Source organism: Burkholderia sp. MSMB1078WGS (assembly GCF_001528895.1).
Taxonomy (GTDB): Bacteria; Pseudomonadota; Gammaproteobacteria; order Burkholderiales; family Burkholderiaceae; genus Burkholderia.
Genome location: NZ_LPDI01000041.1, coordinates 54644 through 78938, shown reverse-complemented (window position 1 = coordinate 78938; position 24295 = coordinate 54644). Strand labels below are relative to the sequence as shown.

Below are 24295 nucleotides of genomic sequence, written 5' to 3'. Positions count from 1 at the left end.
ACGACACCGCCCTTGCGGTATCGCGATTATCCCGAGGAGTCGCCGGTCGTCAGCGGCCAGCGCCCCAACACGTCGTAGTGCGACTTCCCGAGCCAGCTATCGATCAGGACGAAGTCGAACACGGTCCAGGTAATCGGCTCGATCCGATACTCATCGGGCCTGCGTGCGCCATACAGCAGCGTCACGTGCGGGGTGAAACCCGAAGGAAAAACAGGCACACCGGCCGGTTTCAGCGCCTCTCGCAACTGCCGTCGAAAGTCGATCAAGTCGTCCAGACCGGCCCGCCCCATCAGCACCAGCGGTTGATGACCGGGACGCCCGTTGAAGCTGACGATCTTGTCGAACGTCACGGAGAAAGACGGCACGTCCATGCGGTCCGCCACCGCACGTGCCCGTACAAGGGTAGCGCCCGGCACGTAAGCGAAGTCGCCGAGCGAGCCCAGCGTGATGTGCAGACGCTCGGTACCCACCAGGCTGTCCTTCTTTAGCCGCATGCTTTCGGCAAGGCTGGCAATGCGCACCGCCGCGGCCGGATCCGGCATCACGGCGAAAAAGAAGCGGTGCACGGGAACCGGCGGCGGCGCATCGAATCCGGGTAGCGTCAGTTGAGTCACGGCAGCATATCCGACAGGCCTGGAGCGAGATTTCATTATCGTCAATCGGAGGCCGGCCCGCTTGCTGGTCGATGAATCCGCCGTTCGCGAGCACGGAGATGCTACCCTCTCGGCCACACTCGAGACCCTCTGATGAAGCATCCGAACTCAACCATGCAAACCGTCGCGGTACTGGACTTCGAAACAACCGGGCTGTCGCCGAATCTGGGCGACCGTGCGACCGAAATTGCCGTCATCCTGCTGCGCGACGGGCAAGTCGTCGACCGTTTCCAGAGTTTGATGAATGCAGGCAGACGCATCCCTTCCGATGTCGTTGCGCTCACCGGCATCACGAACGACATGATCGCGACGGCGCCCCCGGCGTCCGAAGTCATGAAGGAAGCGGCGGCGTTCGTTGGCAAGCACGCGGTCGTGGCCCACAACGCCGGTTTCGACAAACGCTTCTGGCAGTCGGAACTCGGGCTGCTCGGCATGTCGGCCGACCATGCGTTTGCATGCACGATGCTGGTGGCGAGACGGATCTACCCGGACGCCAGAAGTCACCGCCTGTCAAGCCTCGCCGAGATGCTGCGGTTGCCGCGATCGGGCCGTGCGCACCGCGCGATGGTCGATGCCGAGATGGCTGGGCATCTGTGGTGCCGGTTGCAGCAGGATATTTCGCGGACTTACGGGCTGGACCGGATCGATCACGCGTTGATGTCGCGGGTCCAGGCGACGACCAAGGCGAAGGTGCCGATGTATTTGCGATCGCTGGTGCGTACGCAGGCGTGACCCATCCGATACCGGAACGGAAAGCATCACACGCGCCGACCGACATCACGCGTTAGCGCAAAACGGCCTGGCAAAACATGGATCAAAGAGATTGTAATGAACCGGTACAAACGACCCGAACCTCGCTCCCCTTTGCCCGAGCTAACGCAGCTTCTCTCGCCCGGTGTGCTAGGGTTCTATACGCATGTTGAATGTACAGAACTGTTCGCTAATCGACGCGATCATGATGGTGCGTTCAATGTCCTTACCCTCTTGGTTGCCGAGGAGCGATCTGATATCGAGGCACCGTGCGCCCGCTTCCTGACTCCGAAACCTATCCGGATCAAATCCCTCAACGACTGGAGTTTCGGCATCCGTCGTTACACATTGCCGATCGACACGCTCATTCCTGCACTCACGGCTGTGGAGGCAGGAGAAGGATGGAGACTTTCCGGCGATGAACTCGAAATCGGCAAGCTTTTCCCAATGCCCGCGCAATTTGTTCCTTCCAACAATGGCACAGCGGTCCCATGGAACAAGCTCCTGAAAAACAACTTTTGGAGCGGTTCACACCTGTTTGAATGGACCGATCATGGCAAGGAAGTGCTGGCACCCTTCTCTGCCGACCCTCGCCGTTTGCAAGAGCTATCAGTGCAGGTCGAGAAGCATATCCCACTCCAATTGGCGGCTATGTCAGACCGGCTCGGCAATCTGTTTGTGCAACTCCCTGTCACGGTGCTGATGGCTGAATTCCAAAAGCTTCACGATGGTAATTTTCAGGTCGAACACGCCTGGCACCCCAAAGCCACTCCGCGTCCTTTGATTGCGGTCTGCGAATTGGAACACGACGACATCCTCACGGGCTTTGCTTCGTCAAGCTTGGAGGACAGGATCACCCCACTCCCGATGCGTGCCGGCCGAGGGCTGTATCGCGGCTTCATCTGGGACGAGCAAAGCAGCACACTTCTCGTCGCCTCCGGCCCGGGCTCTTTTATCTCTACCGTCTCATTGAACATGAGTTCACCCGATCCTGAGCCGCGCATCTTTTCGGTCAAGAATCCGGATGGAAGTTGGAACCCTCGGCGCGTCGGTCTGACTGCGTTTTCCAATCAAAGCCTCGTTGGCGATCCCCAACCGGACGACAACGGGGGGTGGACAGCGAAACGAATGTACACCGAGCAAGCCAATAGGCTGGCTGCCGAGCGTCGCTTTGTTCAATACCGTCCGACTCATGGAAATAGAAATGCCTGCCGTCGAAAAGCGTTGGATGACCTCCGGGCCCTGATCGTCGCTTACGGAGGAAAGGGTGCTTGGCTCTGGGATCCTTACCTGTCAGCCAACGACATACTCGAAACGCTGTTTTACTGCCCATATCAAGGAGTGGACCTCCGTGGTCTGACGACGACCAAAGGTGCTCCTGGCGACGAAATCCGCGACGCACTTGACGGGTGTCAGAGCAACTGGCGGGGCTTAAAACTTGAGCTTCGAGTGCAGAAGGGCTCGACGGGATGGGACTTCCACGATAGGTTTCTGATCTTCCCGTCCGGCCCGGACGGAGCCATGGCCTGGTCGCTCGGCACCTCGGTGAACTCCGTGGGCATGGCGCATCACATTCTTCAGAAGGTCGACAATGCTCAGCTTGTCGTGGATGCCTTTACCGATCTCTGGGAGCTACTCAGCGAGTCGGACCATCTCGTATGGAAGAAGCCGTGATGAGCGCCGCGAATATGTTCCTCTCGGCGATCGAGAAAGCTACGCAAGCTGGCCCGATCGAAGCTCCGACTGCTCTTATTGCGGCTATCGAAGCGCAGTCCGATCCATTGCAGGCCCTTTCCGATTGGGACGCCGGCAACAAGATATTTGAATCGATCAGATCCCAATTTACCTTCGTCGATTTCGTCCAAACGAGCGGCAAGCCGCCGAGCGATGAGGATTTGGACCGACTCTGCGGGCTGCTTCGGTGGGCCCTCCAAGAATGTTCCAGTTGGGACAGCGGTGTCGATCCGCGGCGTATCCGGCTGGTCGCCCTCCTCGTCGTCGGAAAATTCACAACGAAGGATACGAATTTCTGGGTCGCCATACCAAATAACTTCAAGCCCAACGATGATCTGCTTGCTGCGCTTAAGAGAGTGATCGCGGGCCTAACGACAAGCTTTACGATTCGTGGTCTATCCCCTCCCATCTGGGAGTCGGAAGCCATAGAAAGATTTGAAAAGGCTGACACCGAGGGCGATTGGATCGGCATCGCACAAGGCTGGCGTTTGATCGAAGACGTTTTTTTCCCGAGCATCGCCATCGCGCAGGCTGCCCAGTGCCTCGACAGATTTGCGCCCGAGCACCTCGTACAGGCTGTCTCGGGTCTACGGCAGATGGCGTCGATCATGAGTGTGGCGCTATCGCTTCCTCCCAATGCAGCGCTACGCCTCGGGGCTGAATCGACCAACCCTCATGTTCAATTCGCGACAACTTATAGAGCTGCGTCATCAAGGGCTAACCGGGAGCCGCTTGGGGACACTTGTAAAGAATTTTTGACCCAAATCTTGCAAGACGTGTCGAAAGATACGCAGCGCTGGGCTGGTTGGATGCGCGTGTTCAACTGCTTTCCTTCGCAATTTCCAGAGTTGCAGGCGCCGCTTGGCTCCGCTCTTGCCAATGCGGACACCGCAGCACTTCAACTCTACGTTGATACGATCAGCTTACACTGGTCTGGCCAGCAAACCCGATTTGCAGTTGCGAATTGCCTTCGAACCTTCCGCAACACGGCCGGAGTCGAGAAGCGCCAGACGTTGTGGCATTTGGCTTATCAGCGTTGGACGTCGTGGGAATTTGGTCTGAACGAGACTGGTGAAAGCCTTACCAAGATCGCTCGATGCGAATTGGATTACGCTTTGGTGGGTTATATCATCGAATGTCTCGACGATGCCAATAGACAACACATGCTGGCTTCACTCACCAAGGAACTTCAGGCAGTGGAAGACACTTGGCACCCAGGGATCGTAGACTGCCTCTCTAAGTGGTACGCAGTGTTGTCGGAAATGCAGCCCGTTTACTTGGCAATGAGTATCGTGGGCACAAAAGCTGATTGGATCGATCAAGAACGGATGATGCGGCTGCCGTTCGATCCGGACAAGGAGGCCTATACGGTCCTCAAATACGGCAGACCTCAACTCGCATAGGTGTGTGGTCAAGCCAAATACGCAATTTCAACTGAATTGCCCTAGCCGCAAGTTTGGCTGAACGTCCGATACCATGCCGGGATTACAAATTCCAGGCATGGTATCCGCAGTTTTTCGATGGTATACCTCTCGCACACCACGAAAAATACAGTTTATGACGCGAGAGATAACGTTATTTTAATTTTTAAAAATCAATAACGTACAACGCGCTCACTCCCACTCGATTGTCGCCGGCGGCTTCCCCGAGATGTCGTACACGACCCGATTGATCCCGCGCACTTCGTTGATGATCCGGTTCGACGCGCGGCCGAGCAGTGCATACGGCAGGTGCGCCCAGTGTGCGGTCATGAAGTCGGTGGTCTGCACCGCGCGCAGCGACGTCACGTAGTCGTACGTCCGCCCATCGCCCATCACGCCAACCGACTTCACCGGCAGGAACACCGCGAACGCCTGGCTCGTCAGGTCGTACCAGGTCTTGCCGACGTCGGCCTCGCCGCACAGGCCGGCTGCCGCGTCCTGCGCGGTGGCCGTCGTGCCGCGCAATTCCTCGATGAAGATCGCGTCCGCACGGCGCAGCAGGTCCGCGTACTCGCGCTTCACTTCGCCGAGAATCCGCACGCCGAGGCCCGGGCCCGGGAACGGATGGCGGTACACCATCTCCGGCGGCAGGCCGAGCGCGACGCCCAGCTCGCGCACTTCGTCCTTGAACAGGTCGCGCAGCGGCTCGAGCAGCTTCAGGCCGAGCGTCTCCGGCAGGCCGCCGACGTTGTGGTGGCTCTTGATCGTCGTCGCCTTCTTCGTCTTCGTGCCGCCCGATTCGACCACGTCCGGGTAGATCGTGCCCTGCGCGAGCCACTTCGCCTTCGACAGCTTCTTCGCCTCGGCCTGGAACACCTCGACGAACTCGCGGCCGATGATCTTGCGCTTCGCTTCCGGATCGGTCACGCCGGCCAGGTGGCCGAGGAACTGGTCGGACGCATCGACGTGCACGACCTTCGCATGCAGGCGGCCCTCGAACATGTCGAGCACCATCTTGCCTTCGTTCAGGCGCAGCAGGCCGTGGTCGACGAACACGCACGTCAATTGATCGCCGATCGCACGATGGATCAGCGCGGCCGCGACGCTCGAATCGACGCCGCCCGACAGGCCGAGAATCACTTCCTCGTCGCCGACCTGCTCGCGGATCTTCGCGACGGCTTCCTCGATGTGGTTCTTCATGATCCAGTCGGGCTTCGCGCCGGCGATCTGCAGCACGAAGCGTTCGAGGATCTGGCGGCCCTTCACCGTGTGCGTGACTTCCGGATGGAACTGCACCGCGTAGTAGCCGCGCGCCTCGTCGGCCATGCCGGCGATCGGGCAGCTCGGCGTCGACGCCATCAGCGCGAAGCCCGGCGGCAGCTCGGCAACCTTGTCGCCGTGGCTCATCCAGACCTTCAGCATCCCGTGGCCTTCGGCCGTCGTGAAATCCTCGATACCGTCGAGCAGGCGCGTATGGCCATGCGCACGCATTTCCGCGTAGCCGAATTCGCGATGGTCGCTCCACTCGACCTTGCCGCCGAGCTGCACGGCCATCGTCTGCATCCCGTAGCAGATGCCGAGCACCGGCACGCCGAGCTCCCACACGGCCTGCGGCGCGCGCAGCTGATGGTCTTCGTACGTGCTCGCGTGGCTGCCCGACAGGATCACCGCCTTCGGCGCGAACTCGCGGACGAAGTCGTCGGACACATCGTTCGGATGGATTTCGCAGTAGACGTGCGCTTCACGCACGCGCCGTGCAATCAGTTGGGTGACTTGCGAACCGAAGTCGAGAATCAGGATTTTGTCGTGCATGGCTGCGGACGGGATGAAGAGAATAAGAAAAGCAGCGCATCGAGCGCTGCGTCAAAAGCATGGTCGGCGGCGTCGGGCGGCAGGCGGCACGCGCGACGCATCGCCGGTCAATCCTGCGACGGCGGGCGCGCGTCGAACGCGACGCTGCCGGACGCGCGGTCGGACGCGGCCGACGAGGTCGCCGCGGCCGGCGCCGAAGGCGCCACCGGACGGCCGACGACCGGCTCGACCCGCGGCTGCGCTGCCCAGGCCGGCGCCGGTTCGACCGGACGCTGCGCGCTCCGGCCTTCGAGCGCCTGCGCTTTCTCGCGCCGGCGCACGGCCGATGCGAGCCGCACGCCGCCGAGGCCGAGCACGATCAGCGCGACCCCGGCCACGGCCGACAGCACCCGGCCGGCGGCCGCCAGTGCCGGCCCGCTGCCGGTGCCGATCGACCACACGATCGTCAGCACGCCGGTCAACCAGTACACGTGGCCGACCGACCGCGCGACGGGCGCCGTGAGATCGCCGTTGAACGCCGCATGAAACGCGAGCCACGCGAGCCCGAGCAGCGCGATACCGAACGCTTGGCCGAGCATCGCCGGCTGGATGTTAGCCAGTTGCAGCGCGTTGAACAGCGCCTGCCAGGGCGTCAGCACGAACAGCACGCCGAACGCCAGCAGCAGCACGGCATCGACGATCAGCACGGCTCGCAGCAGCGGTTTCATCGGCGATCAGTCCACGTGATAGTTGGGCGCTTCCTTCGTGATCTGCACGTCGTGCACGTGCGACTCGCGCATGCCCGCCGCGGTGATCTGGACGAACTCGGCCTTCTCGTGCAGTTCGTCGATCGTACGGCACCCGCAGTAGCCCATGCTGGCGCGCACGCCGCCGACCAGCTGGAACAGGATCGCGTTGACCGAACCCTTGTACGCGACGCGGCCTTCGATGCCTTCCGGCACGAGCTTGTCGATGTTCGCCGAGTTGTCCTGGAAGTAGCGGTCCGCCGCACCGTCCTTCATCGCGCCGACCGAACCCATGCCGCGATACGACTTGTACTGGCGGCCCTGGTACAGGAACACGTCGCCCGGCGCCTCTTCGGTGCCCGCGAACATGCTGCCCATCATCACCGCGTTCGCGCCGGCCGCGAGGGCCTTCGACACGTCGCCCGAGAAACGCACGCCGCCGTCGGCGATGCACGGCACGCCGGTGCCCTTCAGCGCTTCCGCGACGTTCGCGATCGCGCTGATCTGCGGCACGCCGACACCCGCGACGATCCGCGTGGTGCAGATCGAGCCCGGGCCGATACCGACCTTGACCGCGTCCGCGCCGTATTCGACCAGCGCCTTCGCGGCGGCGGCCGTCGCGATGTTGCCGCCAATCACCTCGACGTGCGGGAAGTTCTGCTTGACCCAGCGAACGCGCTCGAGCACGCCCTTGCTGTGACCGTGCGCGGTATCGACGACGATCACGTCGACGCCGGCCTGCACCAGCAGCTCGACGCGCTCCTCGTTGTCCGGACCGACGCCGACCGCCGCGCCTGCGCGCAGCTTGCCGTGTTCGTCCTTGCACGCGTCCGGGTGCTCGGTCTGCTTCGTGATGTCCTTGACGGTCATCAGGCCGCGCAGCTCGAACGCATCGTTGACGACCAGCACGCGCTCGAGGCGGTGGCTGTGCATCAGCGCCTTCGCTTCGGCGAGCGGCGTGCCTTCCTTGACCGTGACGAGGCGCTCGCGCGGCGTCATGATCGACTTGACCGGCTCGTCGAGGCGCGTTTCGAAACGCAGGTCGCGGTTCGTGACGATGCCGACGAGCTGCGGGCCTTCGACGACCGGGAAGCCCGAAATGCCATGCTGGCGCGACAGCGCGATCACGTCGCGCACCTTCATTTGCGGCGGGACCGTGATCGGGTCGCGGACGACGCCCGACTCGAAACGCTTGACCTTCGCGACTTCACGGGCCTGTTCGGCCGGCGTGAGGTTCTTGTGGACGATACCGACGCCACCCTGCTGCGCCATCGCGATCGCGAGGCGACCTTCGGTGACCGTGTCCATCGCGGCGGACACGAGCGGCATGTTCAGGGAGATGTTGCGGGTCAGCTTGGTCTTGAGGCTGGTGTCGCGCGGGAGAACGTCGGAGAAGGCGGGAACGAGGAGCACGTCATCGAAAGTGAGTGCTTTTTGGATCAGACGCATGGCAAATCCTATGGGCGCAAAAGCGAATTATACGCGAAGCGCTGCGAATTTTCACAACACGAACAACGGCTTAGCCGGTTTCGGCCGTTCGGGGGCCGAATCGTTCGGATCGCCGTTCGGTTCGTTTTCGATCGCTTTTCGTTTCATCGCCGCATCGAGCCATTCGCGCAACCGGCAGTTTGGGCGGCAAGCACCCGTGTCGCGGCGGGGCCACACGGCCGCTTCGGCAGCGGCCGCGCACGGCCCGGCGCCCCGCCGAAGCGGCTGGCCTGCCGCGCGTCACGCCAGCCCGGCCGCGCGAACGATCATCGCCACGCCGCCCGCTACCGTCCCGCAACCGACGATCCGCGCGACGCGGCCGCCGGCCGGCGCAACGCGTTCGGCGGCGATGGCCACCGTCACGGCGGCCATCACGCGCAGATCCATCATGCCGGCCGCCAGTGCGACCGCCATCAGGTTTCCGCAACACGCCCCGCATCGAATGGCTGCGCGCACGCCGGCCCGCCATGCCGCGACGATCGCCACCTGCGGCCAATGCGCGGGCGCCGCCGCGTGCCGGCAGCATGCCAGCCGGCGCGCCTTCCACCCGGAGAATTGCAACGCGCCCGCGGCCACCACGACGGCGCCGGCCGCAAGGGGCATCGCACGGGCGAGCGCCGGTAGCCGGGCGCCGGCCGCCGTCAGTGCGGCGCCGGCCGGAAACACGAGCGCCCCGAGCGCCATCCAGACCGAGAAATATCCCGCCCCCATGACGACGAGCCAGGCCGACCGCGCCGTCCGCGGGCCGATGCGCTGCCAGTCATGCCAGAGCTGCGGCGCAAGCACGGGCAGCATCATCGTCACCGTCATCGCGCCCCACATTCCGACGAACGTCGCGAATGCGCGCCCGGCGCCCCGGCCGCACGGCCGCAGCCAGACGGCCGAGGCCATCCAGCCGCCGGACATCGGTTCGCCGCCCATCGCGGCCATCGACGCGTGCTGCGCCAGCGTCGCCATCGCGGCGAGCACGAACACGGCCACGGCCGCCGCGCCGAATGCCCGCGGATCGGCTGCCGCCTCGCCGGTTGTCGGCCGTGTCATCGCGCGCTCCCGCTCGTCACCGGCCGCTCAGCCGCGCGCGTACTCGTCGTGACGGCGCCACCACGGGCCGGCCTCGTTGCGGCCGCGCGGCGCGCGATCGAGCCACTGGTACATCCCCCCACAATCCGTCGAGGCCGCGCGCGTAGGTCGAATACGTGTGATAGACGGCGCCGTCCTCGCGCACGAACGCGCTCATCCCCGGCCGGTCGAGCGAATACGTGGCCGCGTCGGTGCCGCACGTGGCCGCGAACTGCACGACGGGCGCCGGCGGCGGATCCATGTCCATCGCGTGAGCGGCCCGCGCATAGTTGTATTCGACGTCGCCCGCGCGCCGCTGCGTTTCGGTGAACGACACGTTGAAGTCGAAGTTGAAATCGCTGCCGACCGACGACGCCCACGGGAACGTCCACCCCATCCGCTGCCGGTACGCGAGCAGTTTCGCGAGCGGCGCGCGCGACACGGCCGCGAGCGTCACGTCGTGGTGCGCCAGATGCACGGCGAAGCCGTCGAAGCCGTCGGCGAGCGCCGAGCACGACGGGCAGCCCGCCTTGTAGTCGGGACCGAACATGAAGTGATAGACGAGCAATTGCGAACGGCCGCCGAACAGGTCGTCGAGCGTCGCCTGCCCTGCTTCGGTATCGAACCGGTAGGTCTTGTCGACGCGCACCCACGGCAGCGCCTGGCGCCGCCGCGCGAGTTCGTCGCTTTGCCGCGTCAGCGCCTTTTCCGCGTCGAGCAGCGCGCGGCGTTCGGCCAGCCATTCGTCGCGTGTTCCGGTGAGATGGGTCGTCATTGCGGGTTCCTCCTTCCGATGGGTATCCGGGCACGGCGTACGAGGCCGTGTGCGTGGTGCTAGATTAGTGCCGGGCATCGGACCGGAGGGAGTGACAAGTGTGTCGGGATTCGAATGGATTCGCTGATCACGGCGGCCGCGCGCGCGCTCGCGGCCGGTGACGCGCTCGGTGCGCTGAACCGCGTCGCGCTGCGCGACGATGCGCCGGCGCTCGCGCTGCGCGGCATCGCGCTCGCGCAGCTCGGCGATTTCGAACGTGCACGGGCGCTCGTGCGCGGCGCCGCACGTGCATTCGGCGCAAAGGAAGCGATCGCCCGGGCGCGCTGCGTCGTCGCGGAAGCCGAGATCGCGCTCGCGTCGCGCGACCTGCACTGGCCGACGCGCGCGCTCGATGCGGCCTGCGCGACGCTCGACGCGCACGGCGACCGCGCGAACGCCGCGCATGCCCGCTATCTCGGCGTGCGCCGGTTGCTGCTGATCGGCCATCTCGACGAGGCCGAGCGGCTGCTCGCGCATCTCGATCCCGCGCCGCTGCCGCCCGCATCGCGCGCCGCCCATGAATTGATCGCGGCCGGCATCGCGATGCGCCGCATTCGCACGCACGCGGCCCGCGCGGCGCTTGCCCGGGCGCGGACGGCCGCCCGCGCCGCCGGCATCGCCGCGCTGACGGCCGAGGTCGACACCGCGGCGCGCGTGCTCGACGCACCGGCCGCGCGGCTCATCGCGCGCGGCACGTCGCGGCTCGTGCCGCTCGACGAAGTCGAGACGCTGTTCGAATCGAATGCGCTCGTCGTCGACGCGTGCCGCCACACGGTGCGCGATGCGCGCACGACCGTGTCGCTCGCGCGGCGTCCGGTGCTGTTCGTGCTCGCCCGCGCGCTCGGCGAGGCGTGGCCGGCCGACGTGTCGAGAAACGCGCTCGTCGCCGCCGCGTTCCGCGCGAAACAGGCCGACGAATCGCATCGCGCACGGCTGCGTGTCGAGATGGGCCGGCTGCGCGCGGTGCTGCGCCCGCTCGCGAACGTCGTCGCGACGCCGCGCGGCTTCGCGCTCGAACCGCTCGGCGTGCGCGAGACCGTCGTTCTCGCGCGCCCGGTCGACGATCGCCATGCGGCCGTGCTCGCGCTCCTCGCCGACGGCGAAGCATGGTCGAGCTCCGCGCTGGCGCTCGCACTTGGCGCCAGCCAGCGCACCGTGCAGCGCGCGCTCGATGCGCTCGTGGAAACCGGCAAGGTGCAGGCACTCGGCCGCGGACGTGCGCGCCGCTGGCTGACGCCGCCGCTGCCCGGATTCGCGACGACCTTGTTACTCCCGGTTGCGTTGCCGGGCGATTAGGATGGCCTCATCGAACGACGAGGTGACGAACATGAAACGCTCCACTACAGACATCCTTCGCGAGTACGGCCCGTTTCCGGGCGTCGACGGCGTGCACGGCGTCACGTTCGACGGGCAGCACGTGTGGTATGCGTCCGGCGACAAGCTGAATGCGCTCGACCCCGAGGCCGGCACGACCGTCCGTTCGCTCGACGTCGCCGCGCACGCGGGCACCGCGTTCGACGGCCGCCACCTGTTCCAGATCGTCGAGGACCGCATCGCGAAGATCGACCCCGAATCGGGGCGCGTGCTCGCGACGATTCCGGCGCCCGGCGGCGGCGCCGATTCGGGGCTCGCATGGGCGGAAGGCACGCTGTGGGTCGGCCAGTACCGCGAACGCAAGATTCATCAGGTGGATCCGCAATCGGGCGCCGTGCTGCGCACGATCGAATCGAACCGCTTCGTCACCGGCGTGACGTGGGTCGACGGCGAGCTGTGGCACGGCACGTGGGAAGCCGACCGGAGCGACTTGCGGCGCATCGATCCGGGCACGGGCCAGGTGCTCGAGCAGATCGACATGCCGGCCGGCGTCGGCGTCTCGGGGCTCGAATCCGATGGTCACGACCGCTTCTACTGCGGCGGCGGCAACAGCGGCAAGCTGCGCGCCGTGCGTCGCCCGGCACACACGCGTGCCGCGACCGACGGCACGCAGGCACCGCCCGATCCGGCAGAAGACTGATGCGCCGCCCGTCGACACCGCTCGACGCGCCCCGCCCCGAGTGCAGGAATGAACAAGACGCCGCCGCGACGGCATCGCTAAGATGCGCGCACCTCGGTCATTTGTTCGGAGCGGTCGATGCGGCGCGGCGTGGTGTACGGTGTCCTGGCAGGCGCCCTGTGGGGCATGGTGTTTCTCGTTCCGCGGCTGCTGACCGATTTCTCGCCGCTGCTGCTGAGCGCCGGCCGCTACGCGATGTACGGCCTCGTGTCGCTCGCGGCCGCGTTGCCCGCCACCCGCTCGCTGCTCGCGCGGCTGACCCGCGAGGATCTCGCCGCCCTGGTGAAGCTCGCCATCGTCGGCAACGTCGCGTATTACATGCTGCTGTCCGGCGCCGTGCACCTGATCGGCATCGCGCCGAGTTCGCTGATCGTCGGCGTGCTGCCCGTGACCGTCACGCTCGCGGGCCTCGGCGACCATGGCGCCGTGCCGCTGCGGCGGCTCGCCGCCCCGCTCGCGCTGGTGATCGCGGGCATCGTCTGCATCAACGTCGACCTGTTCACGTCCGAAGCCGCACACGCCACGACGCTCGCCCGGAAACTCGCGGGCATCGCGTGTGCGGCGGGCGCGCTCGCGAGCTGGACCTGGTATGCGGTGGCGAATGCACGCTACCTGCAACGTCATCACCGCTTCGGCGGCAACGAATGGTCGGTGCTGTGGGGTGTCGTGACGGGCCTGCTCGGCGGGCTCTGCTGGCTGGCGATCCTCGCGCTGCCGGCCGGCATGGTGCAGGCGACCGTTCCGGCGTCGCGCTGGCAGTTGTTCTGGCTGCTGAACCTCGGGCTCGCGATCGGCGCGTCGTGGCTCGGCAACGGGCTGTGGAATGCCGCGTCGAAGCGGCTGCCGCTCACGCTGTCGGGTCAGCTGATCGTGTTCGAAACCGTGTTCGCGATGCTGTACGCGTTCGTGTACGACCGGCGAATGCCGCACGCGCTCGAGATCGCCGCGCTCGTGCTGCTGCTCGCCGGCGTATACGGCTCGGTACGACGGCACGGCGACACGCCGGGCAGCGCGCCGGCAAATGCAAACGCCGCGGCCCACTGAGCGCCGCGGCGTTCGATCCGACCAATCGGGGCGAACGACGCGTCAGCGCGCGTCCTTGTGCATCCACTTGCGGCCCTCGATCGAGCCGTCGCGGCGGGATTTGTCGACGCGCCGCTGGCGCGCGAGCTTCGGATCGACGATCAGCGGACGGTAGATCTCGACGCGGTCGTGATCGACGAGCGGCGCATCGAGCGGCGCGAGCTTGCCGTAGACGCCCGTCTTCGCGTGCGCGAGATCGATCTCCGGATGCAGCGCGAGCACGCCGCTCGCGTCGATTGCCGAGCGCACGGTCGCCCCTTCGGGCAGCGACAGCGGAATCAGCGTCTGGCGGTCCGGCAGTGCGTAGCAGACTTCGATCGACAGCATCGCGTCACCCCTTTCCGTAGCGCTGGTCCGCGCGCTTCACGAACGAATCGACGAACGTGTTCGCGATGTGGCTGAACACCGGCCCGATGATCTTCTCGAGCAGGATGCTCGAAAACTCGTAATGCAGCGCGAATTCGATCTTGCACGCATCGGCGCGCAGCGCCGTGAAACGCCACGAGCCCGTGAACTTCTTGAACGGGCCGTCCGTGAACTCCATGTCGATCCGCGTCGGGCGCTGCTGCGTGTTGCGCGTCGCGAAATGCTGCTTGATGCCCTTGAAGTTGATGTCGATGCGCGCTTCCATTCCGCTCTCGTCCTGACGGCGAATCTCGACACCGCCGCACCAGGGCAGGAAATTGGGGTAGTCGGCCACGTCGGTGACGAGGTCGAACATCTGTTCCGCCGAATGACGGATCAATACGGTTTTCTGGACATCTGCCATAAATCGCGCGGCATCGCTCAAAGTGGGAACGCCAAGCCGGGCGATTCTCGCCCCGCTTTGCTAAAATCGTGATTTTAAACGACTTGGCCCGATCCTTTCATGAGCATCATCGACAACAGGAAAGCGCACTTCGATTACCACATCGAGGAACGCTACGAGGCGGGGCTCGTGCTCGAAGGCTGGGAAGTCAAGGCGCTGCGCGCCGGGCGCGGCCAGATCAAGGAAGGCTACGTCGTGGTGAAGAACGCCGAGATCTTCCTGATCGGCACCCATATCAGCCCGCTGCCCGAAGCCTCGACGCACATCAAGCCCGACCCGGTTCGCACGCGCAAGCTGCTGCTGCACCGCGAGGAAATCAAGAAGCTGATCGGCAAGGTCGAGCAGCGCGGCTACACGCTCGTGCCGCTGAACTTCCACTACAAGGGCGGTCGCGTGAAGTGCGACATCGCGCTCGCGAAGGGCAAGAAGCTGCACGACAAGCGCGAAACCGAAAAGAAGCGCGACTGGGAACGCGAGAAGGCGCGCATCATGCGCGCCGGCGCCTGACGCTCGCGGCGCTCATCGCCAACGACACGGCCCGCTCGAAGCGGGCCGTGTTGCTTTGGTATTCCTGAATCGCGCCGGCTGGCCACCGGCTGCGCGACGATTCGCCGCACGACGACGCGCACGCGGCCACCGCGTGCGCATCGATCACCGGGCTCAGCCCTTCGCGCCGGACGCCGCCCCCGCGCTCTTGACGATCGTGAGCGCCGACGAGATCGCGGTGCCGAGATCCGCTAGGTTCGACGGCACGATCAACGTGTTGCCCTGCTTCGCGAGATTCGAGAACGCGCCGACATACTGCTCGGCGACCTTCAGGTTCACCGCGTCCATCCCGCCTTGCGACTGAATCGCGCTCGCGATTTTCTGGATCGCCTGCGCGTTCGCCTCGGCCACCGCCAGAATCGCGGCGGCTTCGCCCTGCGCCTGGTTGATCGCGGCCTGCCGCTCGCCTTCGGACTTCTGGATCGCGGCTTCGCGCGCCCCCGACGCGAGGTTGATCTGTTCCTGCTTGCGTCCTTCCGATGCGGCAATCAGCGCACGCTTTTCGCGCTCCGCGGTGATCTGCGCCTGCATGGCGTGCAGGATCTCCTTCGGCGGCGTCAGGTCCTTGATCTCGTAGCGCAGCACTTTCACGCCCCAGTTCGCCGCGGCGTCGTCGAGCGCCGACACGATGCTGTGGTTGATGAAATCGCGCTCCTCGAAGGTCTTGTCGAGTTCGAGCTTGCCGATCACCGAGCGCAGCATCGTCTGCGACAACTGCGTGATCGCGAGCACGAAGTTGCTCGACCCGTACGACGCCTTCATCGGATCCATCACCTGGAAATACAGCACGCCGTCGACCTGCAACTGCGTGTTGTCGCGCGTGATGCAGACCTGGCTCGGCACGTCGAGCGGAATTTCCTTCAGCACGTGCCGGTACGCGATGCGATCGACGAACGGCAGCACGATGTTGAGACCGGGCGACAGCGTCGCGTGGTAGCGCCCGAAGCGCTCGAGCACCCACGCATGCTGCTGCGGCACGATCTTCACCGTCTTCGACACGATCACGATCGCGATGACGAGCAGGACAACCCAGATGATCAGCGAATCCATGAATATTTCCTCCTTGTTGTATCAGCGGACGATCAGCCCGCGGGTTTCGCCACGACCACGAGGCAGTTGCCGCGCACGGCGCTCACCTGGTACACGTGCGCATCGTCGCGCTCGCCGTGCGCGAGCTCGACGTCCCAGTCGGCACCGCGATACCGTACGCGCGCGCGGCCGTCACGCCACGCGTCGACCGTGACGGTCGAGCCGATATCGAGATTGACGTCGGGATTCGTCGACGTGTCGCGCTTCTGCTTGCGGCCGAGCCCCGAGCGACGCAGCACGATCATCGCGACGATCGCGACCGCGGCCGCCGCGCCGAACTGCACGTGCGGCGCGAAACCGGCCAGTTGCAACAACCCGCCCGCGAGAAAGCCGAGTGCGATCATCAACAGATAGAACGTGCCCGTCAGCAATTCGGCGACGACCAGCACACCCACCCCGACCCACCAGAACAGATGCCCCGACATCATTGTGGTCTCCAGAAAAACGCCCCCGCGCTCACCCTGTTCGCGGCCCCGCGGGGTAGTCGGCACGCTTGGGGCGGCCCGACACGTACCGACAAACAAAAACACCCCGGTGCTTACCGGGGTGTTTATAGCATGAACCTTGCATTTTGCCTTCATCGAAAGAGCGGCGATGCCGCTCCTTCGCCGAAAAGGCATGACCGACCGTTACTTCCGGTTGGCGAGCGCCTGCCACGTATCGATGATCGTGTCGGGGTTCAGCGAGATCGACACGATGCCTTCGTCGGTCAGCCATTGCGCGAAGTCCGGGTGATCGGACGGGCCTTGGCCGCAGATACCGACGTACTTGCCCATCTTGCGGCAAGTATCGATCGCACGCTTGAGCAGGAACTTGACGGCAGGGTCGCGCTCGTCGAAGTCGACTGCCAGCAGTTCCATGCCCGAATCGCGGTCGAGGCCGAGCGTGAGCTGCGTGAGGTCGTTCGAGCCGATCGAGAAGCCGTCGAAGTGTTCCAGGAACTCTTCGGCGAGGATCGCGTTGGTCGGGACTTCGCACATCATCACGAGGCGCAGACCGTTTTCGCCGCGCTTCAGGCCGAACTTCTCGAGCAGGCCGACGACGCGCTCCGCCTGCTTCACGGTCCGCACGAACGGCACCATGATCTCGACGTTCGTCAGGCCCATCTCGTCGCGCACGCGCTTCAGTGCACGGCATTCCATCTCGAACGCCTGCGCGAAATCGTCGGCGATGTAGCGCGACGCGCCGCGGAAGCCCAGCATCGGGTTTTCCTCGTCCGGCTCGTAACGCGAACCGCCGATCAGCTTCTTGTACTCGTTCGACTTGAAGTCGGACAGACGCACGATCACGGGCTTCGGATAGAACGCCGCCGCGATCGTCGCAACGCCTTCCGTCAGCTTGTCGACGTAGAACTGACGCGGCGACGCGTGACCGCGCGCAACGCTCTCGACCGCCTTCTTCAGGTCCTGGTCGATGTTCGGGTACTCGAGAATCGCCTTCGGGTGAACGCCGATGTTGTTGTTGATGATGAACTCGAGACGCGCGAGGCCCACGCCGGCGTTCGGCAGTTGCGAGAAATCGAACGCGAGCTGCGGGTTGCCGACGTTCATCATGATCTTGACCGGAATTTCCGGCAGTTCGCCGCGCTGCACTTCCGTGACTTCGGTCTCGAGCAGCCCGTCGTAGATCTTGCCTTCGTCGCCTTCCGCGCACGACACGGTAACGAGCGCGCCGTCCTTCAGGATGTCGGTCGCATCGCCGCAGCCGACGACGGCCGGCACGCCGAGTTCGCGCGCGATGATCGCCGCGTGGCAGGTGCGGCCGCCGCGGTTCGTGACGATCGCCGCGGCACGCTTCATCACCGGCTCCCAGTTCGGGTCGGTCATGTCGGCCACCAGCACGTCGCCCGGCTGCACGCGTTCCATTTCCGACGGATCCTGGATCACGCGCACGGGGCCCGCGCCGATCTTCTGGCCGATCGCACGCCCCGTCGCCAGCACCTGCGACTGGCCCTTCAGCTTGAAGCGCTGCTCGGCCTTGCCGGTTGCCTGGCTCTTCACCGTTTCCGGACGCGCCTGCAGGATGAAGATCTTGCCGTCGCGGCCGTCCTTGCCCCACTCGATGTCCATCGGACGCTGGTAGTGCTTCTCGATGATCACCGCGTACTTCGCGAGCTCGATCACGTCGTCGTCGGTGATCGAGTAGCGGTTGCGCTGCTCGTGCGGCACGTCGACCGTCTTCACGCGGCCCGGCTCGCCCGGCTGCGTGAATTCCATCTTGATCAGCTTCGAGCCGATCGAGCGGCGGATGATCGGGTACTTGTCCTGCGCGAGCGTCGTCTTGAACACGTAGAACTCGTCCGGGTTCACCGCGCCCTGCACGACGGTTTCGCCCAGGCCGTAGCTCGACGTGATGAACACGGCGTCCTTGAAGCCCGATTCGGTATCGATCGTGAACATCACGCCGGCGGCGCCGACGTCCGAGCGGACCATGCGCTGCACACCGGCCGACAGCGCGACTTCGGCGTGCGTGAAGCCCTTGTGCACGCGGTACGAGATCGCGCGGTCGTTGTACAGCGACGCGAACACGTGCTTCATGCGGTCCAGCACGTCGTCGATGCCGACGACGTTGAGATACGACTCCTGCTGGCCGGCAAACGATGCATCGGGCAGGTCTTCCGCGGTCGCGGACGAGCGCACGGCGAACGACAATTCGCTCGGCGAGCCGTTCTTCAGCACTTCGAACTGCGCGCGAATTTCCTGCTCGAGGCGCGGCTGCAGCGGCGCGTCGACGATCCACTTGCGGATTTCGGCGCCGGCTTCGGCGAGCGCCTTCACGTCGTCGATGTCGAGCGACTCGAGACGCTTGGCGATGCGATCGGTGAGGTCGTTGTGCTTGAGGAAATCGCGGAACGCGAGCGCGGTCGTGGCGAAACCGGTGGGTACGCGAACGCCTGCTTCGGAAAGCTGGCTGATCATCTCGCCGAGCGACGCATTCTTGCCGCCCACGATCTCCACATCGGTCATCCGCAACTGCTCGAACGGAATTACATACGCCTGGTCCTTTGCGACGTTTGCTGCGTTAGTCATACAAGCCCCTAAGTGTGAAAAAAATACTCGATCGCGCAAGTGGGCTCGAACGCGGGCGCTTGCAAAAAGGCGCGGCGCGTCTTGCGCAACCTGTTAGATAAACACTCGCAGCGGCGGAAATCTTCCGACCCGATTTGCAAAAATCCCGGCAGAAGGGCGATATTTTCAGACAAATCGCCAGACTTGCCGGGAATTCGGGAATCGCGCGGCCCAGCCACCGGGCGCCGTTCGCGCCCTGCCCCCGCAATTGCTTATCCAACAGGTTGCCGCTATTCTACCGTGCCGGCTGCCGGATGTGGCGCGACCTTGTCACTGGGTCTGGAGGCTCGCCTCCAGCCGCCCGCGCAACTGCCCTTCACGCTCGACGTCCAGATTCATGCTGCCTACCGTATTCATCGTCTCCGACGGCACCGGGATTACTGCCGAAACCTTCGCGCATTCGATCCTTTCCCAGTTCGACCAGAAATTCCGCCTCGTGCGCGTGCCGTTCGTCGACTCGCTCGACAAGGCCTATGCGACCGTCGAGAAGATCAACGAGGCCGCCGTGCACGACGGCCGTCGCGCGATCGTGTTCACGACGCTCGTCGACAGCGAGTCGAACGACATCGTCAAGCGCTCGAACGCGCTCGTGCTCGACATGTTCCAGCGCTTCGTCGAACCGCTCGAGCAGGAACTGGAACTCAAGTCGAGTCACGCGATGGGCCGTGGCCACCAGAATGCGGACACCGAGGAATACAAGACGCGGATCGAGGCGATCAACTTCTCGCTCGCGCACGACGACGGCCAGTCGAACCGCAACCTGTCGGAAGCCGACGTGATCCTCGTCGGCGTGTCGCGCAGCGGCAAGACGCCGACGAGCCTGTACCTCGCGATGCAGTACGGCGTGAAGGCCGCCAACTATCCGCTGATTCCGGAGGATTTCGAACGCGGCAAGCTGCCGTCGGCGCTGTCGCCGTACAGCGACAAGCTGTTCGGGCTTTCGATCGACCCGCAGCGCCTGTCGGAGATCCGCAACGAGCGCCGGCCGGGCAGCAAGTATGCGGCGCCCGAGAACTGCCGCTACGAGATCAACGAGGCCGAGGCGATGATGCGCCGCGAAGGGATCAAGTGGCTGTCGTCGACGCACAAGTCGATCGAGGAAATCGCGACGACGATCCTGCAGGAAATCCGCCTCGACCGGCAGTCCTACTGAGCGCGAAAGCACTGGCGGCGGTCCGGCCGCCGCCGAAAGCAACAAGGCCGCGTCGAACGCGGCCTTGTTTCGTTTTACGGCGAATACGCGCGTGCGACGTCACGCAGGCCGCTGCTGCCGCACCTGCTCGAACAGGCATACTGCCGCCGCCGCCGCAACGTTCAGCGACTCCATCCCGCCCGGCTGCGGAATCGTCACGCGATGCGTGGCCGCGTCGCGCCAGAATGCCGACACGCCGGCGCCTTCGTTGCCGAACACCCACGCGACGGGCCCCGACAGATCGCAGTCGTAGACCGCCTGCGCGCCATGCGAGTCGGTCAGCGCGACCGGTACGTCGAGGCGTTCTGCAAGCGCCGCCGCGTCGACATCCTCATGGATCGACAGCAGGAAATGCGCGCCCATGCCCGAACGCAGCACCTTCGACGACCACGCATGGGCCGTCCCCGGCGCGCAGAACACGTGACGCACGCCGGCCGCCGCCGCGCTGCGCAGGATCGAACCGACGTTGCCGGCATCCTGCACGCCGTCGAGCACGACCGACGTATGCGTCACGCGTTCGGGCAGCGGTTGCGCCGGCCGGTCGACCAGCAGCAGGAAACCGACGCCGTTGACGACGTTCGACAGCTGCCCGAACAACGCGTCCGGCAGCGTGACGATCCGCTGCGCGTCGATACGCGCGACGATCGCTTGCGCGTCGGCGTGGCCGAGCGCACCTTCGGTCGTGACGCACAGCTCGGGTGTCGCACCCGTGTCGAGGTACGCGCTCGCCAGATGGAAACCTTCGAGCAGCGCCTGGCCGCTGCGGCGCTGATGGGGCGTCGAACCCGCGAGCACCTTCAGGCGCTTGTACAGCGGGTTGTCGCGGGAAGTAATGCTTTTCATCGAATCAGATCAAGCGCCGCACGCACGGGCGCGAACGAGCGCCGATGCGCTTCGCACGGGCCGTGCTCGCGTAATGCGGCAAGATGTTTCGCGGTGCCGTAGCCCGCATGTACGTCGAAGCCGTACACCGGGAAGCGTTCGTGCAGATCGACCAACATCCGGTCGCGCGTGACCTTCGCGAGGATCGATGCGGCCGAGATGCTCGGCACGAGCGCGTCGCCGCTGACGATCGCCTCGGCGCGCACGCTCAGCGTCGGGCAACGGTTGCCGTCGATCTGCGCGAGCGTCGGCAGCACCGGCAGCCCTTCGACGGCCCGCTTCATCGCGAGCATCGTCGCGTGCAGGATGTTCAGCGTATCGATTTCGTCGACGCTCGCCGACGCGACGCAGTATGCGTGCGAACGCTCGACGATCAGGTCGTACAGCATGTCGCGCTTCTTCGCGGACAGCACTTTCGAATCGTCGAGCCCGTCGATCGGCCGCGCCGGATCGAGGATCACCGCGGCGGCCACCACCGGCCCCGCGAGCGGGCCGCGGCCGGCTTCGTCGACGCCGCAGACGATCTCGTCCGGGCGGCTGAAATCGAAACCGCCCTGCACGTCGCTCGACGCGCGGCGGCGCGGTGCACGGACTGCGGTCATGCGCGCCCCTTGCGTTGCTCGAGCACGCGCACGACGGCCTCGGCCGCCTTCGCGGCCGTGTTCTGCCGCAGCGAAAGATGCATTTCGGTAAACACTTCGGTCAGCGTGCGGCGGTTCGCATCGTCGCGCAGCTGCGTGAGCGTCGCATCGGCAAGCGCCTCTGGCGTCGCGAAATGCTGCAGCAGCTCGGGCACGACGAAGCGCCCCGCCAGGATGTTCGGCAAGCCGACATACGGCAGGTAGCCCTGCCGGCGCATGATCTGCCCGGTCAGCCAGGGCACCTTGTACGAGATCACCATCGGCTTCTTCAGCAGCGCGGCTTCCAGCGTGACGGTGCCGCTCTTCACGAGGATCGCGTCGGCGGCCGTCATCGCGACCTGCGAGCGGCCGTCGGTGATCGTCAGCGCGAGCTGCGGGTGCGCGTCGACGAGCGGCTGCAGCAGCTCGCGCAGCGCGGGCGTCGCCGCCGGCATCACGAACCGCACGCCGGGCTCGCGCTGCTGCATCAGCGCCATCGCCGCGAAGAACGTCGGGCCGATCAGCGCGATCTCCGAGCGCCGGCTACCCGGCAGCACCGCGATCACCGGGCCGTCGGCCGGCAGACCCAGCGCGATGCGCGCGCCGTGCGTATCGGGTTCGAGCGGAATTTCGTCGGCGAGCGGATGGCCGACGTAGGTCGATGCGACGCCGGCCTTGTCGAGAATCGCCGGTTCGAACGGGAACAGGCACAGCATGTGGTCGACGGACTTCGCGATCTTCTTGATCCGGCCGCCGCGCCACGCCCAGATCGACGGGCACACGAAGTGGATCGACGGGATGCCCGCGTCGCGCGCGGCCTGCTCGACGTTGAAGTTGAAATCGGGCGCGTCGACGCCGATGAACGCATCCGGCCGCTCGGCGAGCAACTGGCGCTTCAGTTCGCCGCGAATCCGCAGGATCTCGGGAATCTGGCCCAGCGCCTCGACATAGCCGCGCACGGTCAGCTTGTCCATCTGCCAGTGCGAGTCGAAGCCATGCGCGATCATGCGCTGCCCGCCGATCCCGTAATACTGGGCCGATTCGGGCAGCCGCTCGCGCAGCCCGCCGAGCAGCGATGCCGCGAGCAGGTCGCCCGACGGCTCGCCGGCCACCATCGCGAGCCGCAGCTGATTGGTCGGGAGCGGCATCGCTTAGCGGATGATGCCGCGTTGCGACGCGTCGATGAACTCGACGAGCGCCTTCACCGGTGCATCGCCGTCGCCGCCGGCTTGCGCGAGCTCGCGCAGTTGCACTTTCGCTTCCTCCAGCGACAGGCTGTTCTTGTACAGCACGCGGTACGCGCTGCGCAGCGCCGAGATCGCGTCGGCCGAGAAACCGCGCCGGCGCAGCCCTTCGACATTGATCCCGTGCGGCTCGGCCTTGTTGCCCGCCGCGATCACGAACGGCGGAATGTCCTGCACGAGCGCCGACGCGCCGCCCAGCATCGAATGCGCGCCGATACGCACGAACTGGTGCACGCCCGACATGCCGCCGACGATCGCGAAGTCGCCGATCTCGACGTGGCCGGCCATCTGCGCGTTGCTCGACAGGATCACGTTGTTGCCGACGCGGCAGTCGTGGCCGATGTGCACATAGGCCATGATCCAGTTGTCGTCGCCGAGCGTCGTCACGCCGACGTCCTGCACGGTGCCCGTGTGGATCGTCGTGAATTCGCGGATCGTGTTGCGGTTGCCGATCACGAGCTTCGTCGGCTCGTCCTTGTATTTCATGTCCTGCGGACGGCCACCGACCGACGCGTAATGGCCGATGCGGTTGTCCTCGCCGAGCGTCGTATGGCCTTCGATCACGCTGTGCGAGCCGATCGTCGTGCGCGCGCCGATCGTGACGTGCGGGCCGACGATCGCGTACGGGCCGATCTCGACCGACTCGTCGATCTGCGCGCCCGGCTCGACGATCGCGGTAGGATGAATCCTGGTCATGCGCCGTTGCCTCTCGATATGATGTGTCGCGTTGCTCGCGTTACGTTATCCATGCGTGCCGCGTCGCTCAGGGCGCCGCGTCGGCCGTCTTGACCGTGCACATCAGTTCGGCTTCCGCCGCCACCTTGCCGTCCACTTCCGCCACCGCCTTGAATTTCCAGATGCCGCGGATGTAGCGCTCGAACGTCACGTTCAGGATCAGTTGGTCGCCCGGTTCGACCACGCGCTTGAAGCGGGCACCGTCGATCCCGACGAAGTAGTACAGCGTGTTCTCCGGATCCTTCGGCTGCTCTTCCGCGAACGTCAGCAGCGCCGCGGCCTGGGCGAGCGCCTCGAGGATCAGCACGCCCGGCATCACCGGCCGCTTCGGGAAGTGCCCCTGGAAGAACGGCTCGTTGATCGACACGTTCTTCAGCGCTTTGATCCCTTTGTGCGGTTCGAGTTCGAGCACGCGGTCGACGAGCAGAATCGGGTAGCGATGCGGCAGCAGCGTGAGGATCTTGTGGATGTCGAGATTGATTTTTTCAGTGCTCATGATGGTTCGTCTCACGCAGAGGC

General features: G+C 65.3%; 23 protein-coding genes and 1 pseudogene. 8 read left to right on the top strand and 16 right to left on the bottom strand.

The genetic code is table 11. The features are described 5' to 3' along the window. Positions 1 to 26: 26 nt before the first annotated feature. Entirely contained in the window at positions 27 to 650 is a 624-nt protein-coding gene (locus WT24_RS12640) for a 2'-5' RNA ligase family protein (RefSeq protein ID WP_060033754.1), read from the bottom strand. Positions 651 to 767: 117 nt separating this feature from the next. Between WT24_RS12640 and WT24_RS12635 the strand changes: the two genes are divergently transcribed. The 3 genes from WT24_RS12635 (at position 768) to WT24_RS12625 (ending at position 4540) form a co-directional block, all read left to right on the top strand. Further along, positions 768 to 1385 (top strand): PolC-type DNA polymerase III, encoded by a 618-nt coding sequence (locus WT24_RS12635; RefSeq protein WP_060033751.1) that lies wholly within the window; start codon positions 768 to 770, stop codon positions 1383 to 1385. A gap of 96 nt (positions 1386 to 1481) precedes the next feature. Continuing rightward, entirely contained in the window at positions 1482 to 3077 is a 1596-nt protein-coding gene (locus WT24_RS34310; protein ID WP_156441788.1) for a VPA1262 family N-terminal domain-containing protein, read from the top strand. Then, positions 3062 to 4540: a hypothetical protein gene (locus WT24_RS12625; protein WP_156441787.1), complete on the top strand. Its 1479-nt coding sequence runs from the start codon at positions 3062 to 3064 to the stop codon at positions 4538 to 4540. Before WT24_RS34310 ends, WT24_RS12625 begins: the two co-directional genes overlap by 16 nt. 210 nt (positions 4541 to 4750) lie before the next feature. Here the strand turns inward: WT24_RS12625 and guaA are convergent, their stop codons facing one another. The 5 genes and pseudogenes from guaA to WT24_RS12600 all read right to left on the bottom strand — a co-directional run bounded on the left by guaA (position 4751) and on the right by WT24_RS12600 (position 10417). Next, positions 4751 to 6370, bottom strand: a complete 1620-nt coding sequence (guaA, locus tag WT24_RS12620) for a glutamine-hydrolyzing GMP synthase (protein ID WP_059505925.1) — start codon at positions 6368 to 6370, stop codon at positions 4751 to 4753. A 107-nt stretch (positions 6371 to 6477) separates the two neighbouring features. Continuing rightward, positions 6478 to 7077 carry a hypothetical protein gene (locus WT24_RS12615; protein WP_060033745.1) on the bottom strand — a complete coding sequence of 200 codons (600 nt, stop codon included), beginning with the start codon at positions 7075 to 7077 and terminating at the stop codon, positions 6478 to 6480. 6 nt (positions 7078 to 7083) lie between these two features. Beyond that, complete coding sequence (gene guaB, locus WT24_RS12610; protein ID WP_034207642.1) at positions 7084 to 8544, bottom strand: IMP dehydrogenase; 1461 nt, start codon at positions 8542 to 8544, stop codon at positions 7084 to 7086. Positions 8545 to 8823: 279 nt separating this feature from the next. Then, positions 8824 to 9624, bottom strand: coding sequence for a DUF2182 domain-containing protein (locus WT24_RS12605; protein ID WP_060033744.1), 801 nt, complete (start codon positions 9622 to 9624; stop codon positions 8824 to 8826). A 27-nt stretch (positions 9625 to 9651) separates the two neighbouring features. Then, a pseudogene (locus WT24_RS12600) lies at positions 9652 to 10417 on the bottom strand (DUF899 domain-containing protein). Positions 10418 to 10531: 114 nt separating this feature from the next. On the opposite strand from WT24_RS12600, the gene WT24_RS12595 reads away from it, so the two are divergent. The 3 genes from WT24_RS12595 to WT24_RS12585 all read left to right on the top strand — a co-directional run bounded on the left by WT24_RS12595 (position 10532) and on the right by WT24_RS12585 (position 13553). Next, positions 10532 to 11752, top strand: a complete 1221-nt coding sequence (locus WT24_RS12595; RefSeq protein ID WP_059505921.1) for a hypothetical protein — start codon at positions 10532 to 10534, stop codon at positions 11750 to 11752. Between the two features lie 31 nt (positions 11753 to 11783). Then, positions 11784 to 12470, top strand: a complete 687-nt coding sequence (locus tag WT24_RS12590) for a hypothetical protein (protein ID WP_060033992.1) — start codon at positions 11784 to 11786, stop codon at positions 12468 to 12470. A gap of 117 nt (positions 12471 to 12587) precedes the next feature. Further along, a complete protein-coding gene (locus WT24_RS12585; RefSeq protein ID WP_059790575.1) occupies positions 12588 to 13553 on the top strand; it encodes a DMT family transporter in 966 nt (321 codons plus the stop codon). A 42-nt stretch (positions 13554 to 13595) separates the two neighbouring features. On the opposite strand, the gene WT24_RS12580 is transcribed toward WT24_RS12585, so the two are convergent. Then, positions 13596 to 13919, bottom strand: a complete 324-nt coding sequence (locus WT24_RS12580; RefSeq protein WP_050012887.1) for an RnfH family protein — start codon at positions 13917 to 13919, stop codon at positions 13596 to 13598. Between the two features lie 4 nt (positions 13920 to 13923). Further along, entirely contained in the window at positions 13924 to 14361 is a 438-nt protein-coding gene (locus WT24_RS12575) for a type II toxin-antitoxin system RatA family toxin (protein WP_034188832.1), read from the bottom strand. A 99-nt stretch (positions 14362 to 14460) separates the two neighbouring features. Between WT24_RS12575 and smpB the strand changes: the two genes are divergently transcribed. Continuing rightward, entirely contained in the window at positions 14461 to 14907 is a 447-nt protein-coding gene (gene smpB / locus WT24_RS12570; RefSeq protein WP_034181129.1) for an SsrA-binding protein SmpB, read from the top strand. Between the two features lie 153 nt (positions 14908 to 15060). Here smpB and WT24_RS12565 read toward each other — a convergent pair whose 3' ends face one another. The 3 genes from WT24_RS12565 to ppsA all read right to left on the bottom strand — a co-directional run bounded on the left by WT24_RS12565 (position 15061) and on the right by ppsA (position 19064). Further along, positions 15061 to 15996, bottom strand: a complete 936-nt coding sequence (locus WT24_RS12565) for an SPFH domain-containing protein (RefSeq protein WP_059505918.1) — start codon at positions 15994 to 15996, stop codon at positions 15061 to 15063. 32 nt (positions 15997 to 16028) lie between these two features. Next, complete coding sequence (locus WT24_RS12560) at positions 16029 to 16463, bottom strand: NfeD family protein (RefSeq protein ID WP_059505916.1); 435 nt, start codon at positions 16461 to 16463, stop codon at positions 16029 to 16031. 201 nt (positions 16464 to 16664) lie between these two features. After that, positions 16665 to 19064 (bottom strand): phosphoenolpyruvate synthase, encoded by a 2400-nt coding sequence (gene ppsA / locus WT24_RS12555; RefSeq protein ID WP_034207651.1) that lies wholly within the window; start codon positions 19062 to 19064, stop codon positions 16665 to 16667. A gap of 376 nt (positions 19065 to 19440) precedes the next feature. On the opposite strand from ppsA, the gene WT24_RS12550 reads away from it, so the two are divergent. Further along, positions 19441 to 20256, top strand: coding sequence for a pyruvate, water dikinase regulatory protein (locus WT24_RS12550; RefSeq protein WP_034207652.1), 816 nt, complete (start codon positions 19441 to 19443; stop codon positions 20254 to 20256). Positions 20257 to 20355: 99 nt separating this feature from the next. Here WT24_RS12550 and WT24_RS12545 read toward each other — a convergent pair whose 3' ends face one another. The 5 genes from WT24_RS12545 to fabZ all read right to left on the bottom strand — a co-directional run bounded on the left by WT24_RS12545 (position 20356) and on the right by fabZ (position 24272). Continuing rightward, positions 20356 to 21138, bottom strand: coding sequence for an RNA methyltransferase (locus tag WT24_RS12545; protein ID WP_059790573.1), 783 nt, complete (start codon positions 21136 to 21138; stop codon positions 20356 to 20358). Beyond that, positions 21135 to 21779, bottom strand: a complete 645-nt coding sequence (gene rnhB / locus WT24_RS12540; protein WP_060033741.1) for a ribonuclease HII — start codon at positions 21777 to 21779, stop codon at positions 21135 to 21137. Before rnhB ends, WT24_RS12545 begins: the two co-directional genes overlap by 4 nt. Further along, entirely contained in the window at positions 21776 to 22945 is a 1170-nt protein-coding gene (gene lpxB, locus WT24_RS12535) for a lipid-A-disaccharide synthase (protein WP_059505911.1), read from the bottom strand. Before lpxB ends, rnhB begins: the two co-directional genes overlap by 4 nt. Before the next feature lie 3 nt (positions 22946 to 22948). Continuing rightward, entirely contained in the window at positions 22949 to 23737 is a 789-nt protein-coding gene (lpxA, locus tag WT24_RS12530) for an acyl-ACP--UDP-N-acetylglucosamine O-acyltransferase (RefSeq protein WP_034207656.1), read from the bottom strand. Between the two features lie 67 nt (positions 23738 to 23804). After that, a complete protein-coding gene (gene fabZ / locus WT24_RS12525) occupies positions 23805 to 24272 on the bottom strand; it encodes a 3-hydroxyacyl-ACP dehydratase FabZ (RefSeq protein ID WP_006495559.1) in 468 nt (155 codons plus the stop codon). Positions 24273 to 24295: the final 23 nt, after the last annotated feature.

Excerpts from the sequence above, each read along its gene's own strand:
- WT24_RS12590 (WP_060033992.1), top strand. The coding sequence starts at position 11,784 with ATGAAACGCTCCACTACAGACATCCTTCGCGAGTACGGCCCGTTTCCG.
- smpB (WP_034181129.1), top strand. The coding sequence starts at position 14,461 with ATGAGCATCATCGACAACAGGAAAGCGCACTTCGATTACCACATCGAG.
- fabZ (WP_006495559.1), bottom strand. The coding sequence starts at position 24,272 with ATGAGCACTGAAAAAATCAATCTCGACATCCACAAGATCCTCACGCTG.
- WT24_RS12595 (WP_059505921.1), top strand. The coding sequence starts at position 10,532 with ATGGATTCGCTGATCACGGCGGCCGCGCGCGCGCTCGCGGCCGGTGAC.
- WT24_RS12585 (WP_059790575.1), top strand. The coding sequence starts at position 12,588 with ATGCGGCGCGGCGTGGTGTACGGTGTCCTGGCAGGCGCCCTGTGGGGC.
- WT24_RS12560 (WP_059505916.1), bottom strand. The coding sequence starts at position 16,463 with ATGATGTCGGGGCATCTGTTCTGGTGGGTCGGGGTGGGTGTGCTGGTC.
- WT24_RS12605 (WP_060033744.1), bottom strand. The coding sequence starts at position 9,624 with ATGACACGGCCGACAACCGGCGAGGCGGCAGCCGATCCGCGGGCATTC.
- WT24_RS12625 (WP_156441787.1), top strand. The coding sequence starts at position 3,062 with ATGGAAGAAGCCGTGATGAGCGCCGCGAATATGTTCCTCTCGGCGATC.
- WT24_RS12550 (WP_034207652.1), top strand. The coding sequence starts at position 19,441 with ATGCTGCCTACCGTATTCATCGTCTCCGACGGCACCGGGATTACTGCC.
- lpxB (WP_059505911.1), bottom strand. The coding sequence starts at position 22,945 with ATGCCGCTCCCGACCAATCAGCTGCGGCTCGCGATGGTGGCCGGCGAG.
- WT24_RS12575 (WP_034188832.1), bottom strand. The coding sequence starts at position 14,361 with ATGGCAGATGTCCAGAAAACCGTATTGATCCGTCATTCGGCGGAACAG.
- guaA (WP_059505925.1), bottom strand. The coding sequence starts at position 6,370 with ATGCACGACAAAATCCTGATTCTCGACTTCGGTTCGCAAGTCACCCAA.
- WT24_RS12615 (WP_060033745.1), bottom strand. The coding sequence starts at position 7,077 with ATGAAACCGCTGCTGCGAGCCGTGCTGATCGTCGATGCCGTGCTGCTG.
- ppsA (WP_034207651.1), bottom strand. The coding sequence starts at position 19,064 with ATGACTAACGCAGCAAACGTCGCAAAGGACCAGGCGTATGTAATTCCG.
- WT24_RS12580 (WP_050012887.1), bottom strand. The coding sequence starts at position 13,919 with ATGCTGTCGATCGAAGTCTGCTACGCACTGCCGGACCGCCAGACGCTG.
- WT24_RS34310 (WP_156441788.1), top strand. The coding sequence starts at position 1,482 with ATGAACCGGTACAAACGACCCGAACCTCGCTCCCCTTTGCCCGAGCTA.
- WT24_RS12545 (WP_059790573.1), bottom strand. The coding sequence starts at position 21,138 with ATGAAAAGCATTACTTCCCGCGACAACCCGCTGTACAAGCGCCTGAAG.
- lpxA (WP_034207656.1), bottom strand. The coding sequence starts at position 23,737 with ATGACCAGGATTCATCCTACCGCGATCGTCGAGCCGGGCGCGCAGATC.
- WT24_RS12635 (WP_060033751.1), top strand. The coding sequence starts at position 768 with ATGCAAACCGTCGCGGTACTGGACTTCGAAACAACCGGGCTGTCGCCG.
- guaB (WP_034207642.1), bottom strand. The coding sequence starts at position 8,544 with ATGCGTCTGATCCAAAAAGCACTCACTTTCGATGACGTGCTCCTCGTT.
- WT24_RS12640 (WP_060033754.1), bottom strand. The coding sequence starts at position 650 with ATGAAATCTCGCTCCAGGCCTGTCGGATATGCTGCCGTGACTCAACTG.
- rnhB (WP_060033741.1), bottom strand. The coding sequence starts at position 21,779 with ATGACCGCAGTCCGTGCACCGCGCCGCCGCGCGTCGAGCGACGTGCAG.
- WT24_RS12565 (WP_059505918.1), bottom strand. The coding sequence starts at position 15,996 with ATGGATTCGCTGATCATCTGGGTTGTCCTGCTCGTCATCGCGATCGTG.